At 40.7% G+C, this 5,741-nt stretch carries 5 protein-coding genes, 1 pseudogene and 1 other annotated feature; of the genes and pseudogenes, 2 read left to right on the top strand and 4 right to left on the bottom strand.

Annotated features, from left to right (window positions below; translation table 11 throughout):
• Positions 1–161 precede the first annotated feature (161 nt).
• On the top strand, positions 162–299 hold the full coding sequence (locus tag LJE72_RS25690) for a hypothetical protein (protein WP_229250979.1): 138 nt from the start codon (positions 162–164) through the stop codon (positions 297–299).
• 143 nt (positions 300–442) lie between these two features.
• Here LJE72_RS25690 and LJE72_RS25685 read toward each other — a convergent pair whose 3' ends face one another.
• From LJE72_RS25685 to LJE72_RS25675, 3 genes are all read right to left on the bottom strand, one after another.
• Positions 443–2,149 (bottom strand): long-chain-fatty-acid--CoA ligase, encoded by a 1,707-nt coding sequence (locus LJE72_RS25685; protein ID WP_229250978.1) that lies wholly within the window; start codon positions 2,147–2,149, stop codon positions 443–445.
• A 241-nt stretch (positions 2,150–2,390) separates the two neighbouring features.
• Positions 2,391–3,107 (bottom strand): transposase, encoded by a 717-nt coding sequence (locus tag LJE72_RS25680; protein WP_396391956.1) that lies wholly within the window; start codon positions 3,105–3,107, stop codon positions 2,391–2,393.
• 8 nt (positions 3,108–3,115) lie between these two features.
• Positions 3,116–3,646: a hypothetical protein gene (locus LJE72_RS25675; protein WP_229250976.1), complete on the bottom strand. Its 531-nt coding sequence runs from the start codon at positions 3,644–3,646 to the stop codon at positions 3,116–3,118.
• Between the two features lie 571 nt (positions 3,647–4,217).
• Between LJE72_RS25675 and LJE72_RS25670 the strand changes: the two genes are divergently transcribed.
• Entirely contained in the window at positions 4,218–4,739 is a 522-nt protein-coding gene (locus LJE72_RS25670; protein WP_229250975.1) for a hypothetical protein, read from the top strand.
• 113 nt (positions 4,740–4,852) lie between these two features.
• Positions 4,853–5,107, bottom strand: a sequence feature (23S ribosomal RNA rRNA prediction is too short).
• A gap of 44 nt (positions 5,108–5,151) precedes the next feature.
• Here the strand turns inward: LJE72_RS25670 and LJE72_RS25665 are convergent.
• A pseudogene (locus tag LJE72_RS25665) lies at positions 5,152–5,657 on the bottom strand (DUF3102 domain-containing protein); the annotation flags it as partial.
• Positions 5,658–5,741 lie beyond the last annotated feature (84 nt).

Below are 5,741 nucleotides of genomic sequence, written 5' to 3'. Positions count from 1 at the left end.
CTCAAACCCTTCTGGTATCTAGCTTTTATGAGAATTTAGCAAACCCTAAATAGGAGTATTAATTTAATTAATGTGGAAAGTAGTATTCCGTAATTAAAAGGGGCAAAATAATTTCGTTATCTAAATTGGTTTGATTATATAGGAAGGAGTTGACGTAACCCGTGATAAAGAAATTCCCAGAAAGAAAAGCTAATCCTAATACCAAGCCTATTCCATCTCGTCCTGAAGATCAACCGAGCATGGATTCCAGAGACGGGCATGGACTTTCAAAAGAGGAAGCATTACGATCCAAGAAGTAAATTACAAATACAAACTTAATTTTGTCCTTCGTTCAATTCATATATCTAACGCAACAAAAACAGGAGTCATCTTTTTTATGAGATGTCTCCTGTTTTTAATTGCCTTGAGGGTCGCAAAAATAATTCTCATATTAACCTTTTAGTTACATACTCACCGCAATCTCTTGATTAGTAGCCACCTGAGCTTCTGCAGCTCTTTCTTTTTGTAATATTTTCTCTCGCTCTTCGTCAACTAAATAACGTCGCAGAACCTTGCCGACAGCCGTTTTAGGCAAACTCTCACGAAATTCTACCTTCTTAGGTATTTTAAATACAGCTAGTTTTCCTTGACAGTATTTCAAAATTTCTTCTTCCGTTTCACTCGATCCTTCTTTAACAACAATATATGCCTTAACGATTTCTCCCCAATACGGATTCGGAATTCCAGCACACACTGCTTCTCTTACGGCTGGGTGGCTATATAAAACTTCTTCTACGTCGCGGGGATAGACATTATAACCACCCGTTATAATCATATCCTTCTTTCGATCGACAATATAGAAAAAACCGTCTTCATCTTTGTAAGCAATATCTCCGGTATAAAGCCAACCATCCCTTAAGACATCCTTTGTTTCCTCAGGTCTTTGCCAGTATCCTAACATGACTTGATTTCCTTTAACAACCAATTCACCGATTTCCCCAGCTGGAAGCTCCCTCAGACCTGTTTCTAGGTCCATAATTTTAGAATTCGTATTGGGCGCCGGAACACCAATTGAGCCGACTCGGGCATTGAATATTGGATTTAAATGAGTAGCAGGCGATGCCTCAGATAAACCATACGCCTCGACTAATCTTCCACCGGTTAATTCACCAAAACGAATTGCTACTTCCTTTGGAAGCGGGGCAGATCCGCTTAGACAGCACCGAATAGAGGAGACCTTATATTCCTTGATCCTCGGATGATTAATTACTGCAACGTACATGGTTGGCGCCCCAGGAAAAAGCGTCGGTTCATAGTCGTTGATGTGTTGGAGCACAGCATCTATATCAAATCTAGGCAAAATTATCATTGCCCCTCCAGAAAGTATTGCTAAGTTCATACAAGCAATCAAAGCGTATATGTGAAACAAGGGCAATACGGTTAATACTCTTTCCTTTCCCTCTTGACCCCCAATCCATTCCCATGCTTGGAGTGCATTGCCTACAAGGTTATGATGAGTTAACATAACGCCTTTAGCAGTTCCGGTCGTCCCACCGGTATACTGTAATACTGCAATATCATCCACCTGAGATACCCATTCAGGGGGGACTAATTTATCTAAGCTTAGATCTAAGAGTTGTTCCTCGAGGTCTACATACACTGAGTTATCCGCTAATCCTAAACCAGCTAAGCCAGAAAATCCACTTAAGTAGTCTAAGACAATTAATTCTAGTCCAACATCTGCTTTGATTGCTGCAATACGAGGCAAAAGCTGCGGAATAGAAACTATCCCTGTTGCCCCCGAATCTTGTAATAAAGCTTTTAGTTCGCTCTCCACATATAGTAGGTTGGTCTGCACGACAACTGCCCCTATTCTTTGAATTGCAAAGAATGAGATCACCCAGTTAACGCTATTAGGCATAAATATGGAAATTCGATCTCCCTTTTTTATCCCTCTTAGCACAAGCATCTTAGCCATCCGCTCAATGAGAACATCCATCTCGCTGTACGTAAGTTTCTTTCCCCCGAAGATTAATGCCAGGTTATCCGGGAATTTTAACTTTGTTTGTTTTAACATACCCATTAAAGTCAATTCAGGAATTTCTACCTGTCTCCGAACATTCGGCTCATAAAAGCGAAACCAAGATCTTTCTAAGGTAGCTTCTTCCATGCCTTTATTCCTCCTTTAACTTGAATGTATGTCATTCATTTATATTTCTTAATATTCTATATATTATTACTATTCATATAATGATCAGGACACTTAATGGTAATCCTTGGTTAATAGAATACCCTTTACCCCAAAACATTTGGATCTCATCCGGCCAAAATGCGTGAAAAAGCCTTGCAAATCTATGCACAATTGTGTCAAACTGGAGATGGACCTGCTGAATCCCTTTTCGGATTTTCAGTCAGACCTCGCAACGAGTGTGGAAAAGGCTGTTGACCATTTCGCCGTGGGTAAAGCCTTCTTCATCACTCGTTTTTCCTTTGTTTTCATACCACTGAGCATAATTTAGAACTAGATGAGCATGATGGTGAATCTCTGTCGTTGAGTGGCACTCACTTAACCCCAATTCTTGCTTAGCGGCCCGATAAAAAACTTCAATTCGCCACCTCTTCATGTAAACGGCTAAAGCCTCATGGGGAAGGTCATATCGGTTGCTAATGATGAGATAGGCACCACGGTACTTGGCAGCTTGCTCAAAGATATCCTCTTCAACAACCTTCTCTATTTGAGGTTCTTCATCTTCTTTTAAGCGCATAGCAACTACGGCAGCAATAAGTGTATATCGTTGTTTCGTCACCGCTTTCCCTTTTTTATTGGTTGTTTCATAGGGTATCTTCATGTATATCTCAGGGACTGCCACAGAGACCAGACCGACACCTTGAACTTTAAGTCGAGGAAAAATTTCTTTGATGAGCATTCGGGTATTAATTGACACAAAACGTTCTCTACCACTCCAAGACTCTATTTGTCTGCGGTAAAGGGCAGTATTACGCTTGGCTTTGGTGACCCAATCGAAGGAATTTGAGGTAAGAAAATTAAAGAAATTCTTGGCTAAGTACCAACGATCCATAGCTACCCACAAGCGACAATGAACAGATTTACGCAACTGTACGAGCATTTCCTGAGCTAAGTCAAGCTTTGTAAGGCCAGCTCCTTTAACTTCGGGCTTACGCCAAAACGGTAAAATAGCGGGTACTCAAGACCATTGCGGAGAACAGCATGAAGGCTAACGATATTCATGGCCCAAACACTGATCTTCAAACTATGGTCAAAAAGCCAACTCAAAAATGGCAACTCCTTTCCGAAGGGATGCGGATTTAACGTATCATCAAGCGCGATCACATCCCCCTCACGTAACCTGGTATCCGGATCGTCCTGAAGGCGTCCAACTCTTTTTTGACCAAACAAAGACCAATCATAGGAAGTAGTAAGGAAACGGCTCATGGTGTATTGAGTGATGTTCTTACGTTGGAATACACATCGAAGAAGGGCATCTTTACCAGCCATACCGGCCATTTTGGTGACAGAAGTACAATGGGCAATGAGACCAACAACATAGAGAAAAGCAGTCACCCAGGTGGGCACACCACTAAACTTGTTAATACCGGCTTGTGTTAGGAGAAAGGAGACGTCAAAATGATCCCATAACTTAAGCAAAATAGGAACTCCAGCACATTCACCTTGAGATAGGTCACGGAATTGAGGTTTAGCTAAAGAATTCACGGAAGATCACCTTCAAATCGGAAGATATACCTTAAAATAAAGGTATTCTTTGCGATTATTGGGCGATTTTGAAAATGTCAAGGGATTTCGGGTGATCTTTAGAAATTATTTTTGCCATAGAGATAAATCCATTTATTTACTACAACTGCATAAGTCCTGTAATAATATATAGTGATTAATTTTGTCAAATGCATTATTTAACTATACTTTCTCTGCTGCTGAGTGTCTTAACCCCCTGAATCGCCACAAATCCTATTCTCTAGTTATTAGAGAAAGTAATTAAACCTTACACAACTCCTTAATTAATGGTATATTTACTATGTAAATGACCCTAAAGTCTTCTTTGAAGTACTCAGCGGAATGTTCGATGCTCTTTTTCTATGAGAGGCAGGGAGGGCTTTTTACCATAATTTTTTAAGTGTGTCAGAAAACTATGGTCAATAAATAATCCTATTCCTTATGCTTGGCATAAAATTATTTATTTAAAATTAAGGAGTCGAAATTAATGAAGTTTCTTACAGGTGTTTTATTAACGATAACAATTCTAGTGAGCGGATGCTCTAACAATAATGAATCTATTGCGACAGTTAATGAAGCTCAAGTCCAAGTACCTACAATAAACATAGTTTCAAAAGTAACTCATTTATCAAAAAATGAGTTCAAGAGAGTTGGAACTCAACGCATTCAAGATCCTAAAGTCGATGATTTTCGAAATCTCATACTTAAAATAGAGATCGCCAACGGTAAAAATGTTACAAGAAAGGAATTAATTGTTCCCAGTACTATTGAGTTTAGACAAATTTTAACCTCAGATCGTTTATGGTTCGGAAATGAAGCCTATCAAAATAATGAAAACCAAGAGTTGTCGTTTGCCAAACGAAATTATGTTTTATATTATAGGGAGTTAACTGATGACAAATTGAAAGAATTACTTAGTCCTATTGAATTTCACATAAGTTGGGTTAATATCTATGGAGATAAAACCTCTATGGATTATAAGTTAGTGGATTATCTTGTTTTTGAATAATCAAAACCACCCGCGAAAAAAACAAGCGAAAAGACCACCTTGATGTGGTCTTTTCGCCTGTTACCTGGCGATACGAAAGGCACGAAATCCTCAATTGGAGGGTTTCGCCGAAGCCGGGATTCTCAAAGAATACAGCTCCACACGTCACCCCGCTTACACACACACCTGGCCTATCAACCTGATCATCTTTCAGGGGTCTCATCAGCTTACGCTGTGGAAAATCTCATCTTGAGGTCGGTTTCGCGCTTAGATGCTTCAGCTTATCCGCTCCGAATATAGCTACCCAGCTGTGCCTCTGGCGAGACAACTGGTACACCAGGGATTCGTCCATCCCGGTCCTCCCAGTTATTTGACGCTTACCTCATGCCGCACCTATAACTTCAATCCCCGTACTTATACCTTGCCCTTCGATTTACCACCTTTCATAGGTGGTGTAGGGTTTGACCGTCTTCATATTCGTCGTAGGAACAGGCGGCCACTCTTTGAGCCTTTCGACCATATATTCAGTAAGCCGGCTCGCGTCTTTATTGCACTTTTCTTTTACCGCCAAATCCAGTTTGCCAAGGGCTTCCATCAGTTCCTGAAAGGTATCGGCGATGGTTTGGCAGCAAGCGGTGCATCTTTCTTCATATTTCGTAGTAAAGGTTTGGGAGGTTGCAGTTTTTAGCCCGCTTATGGTTTTTTGGGTTTTTTTGACGGTTAGATACTCTATTTTGATATCCCCAGGATTGGGCATGGGGGTAACTTGAGCCCACTCTTTCTCCGAAGCAGTTTGAGAGCCTGATCCAGTTCTCGGGTGGTCATATCTTCAACATCATGCTCCAGAATAAATTTCTCCCGCTCATCTTCCGGAATCCCCATCAAGAGAATGGCCTGGTAGTATGTCAAATTCGTCGGCGCCGACGAATTTAAGACGCCCCAGATAAGGTGGCAATGATGACACATAAAGAGAGACTATCTCGTTAGAGATAGTCTCTCTTTTGTTACCTGGCGATGACCTAC

This window comes from Desulfosporosinus shakirovi, assembly GCF_020595055.1.
Lineage (GTDB): Bacteria > Bacillota > Desulfitobacteriia > Desulfitobacteriales > Desulfitobacteriaceae > Desulfosporosinus > Desulfosporosinus shakirovi.
This window is presented reverse-complemented; position numbering and strand designations above follow the sequence as displayed.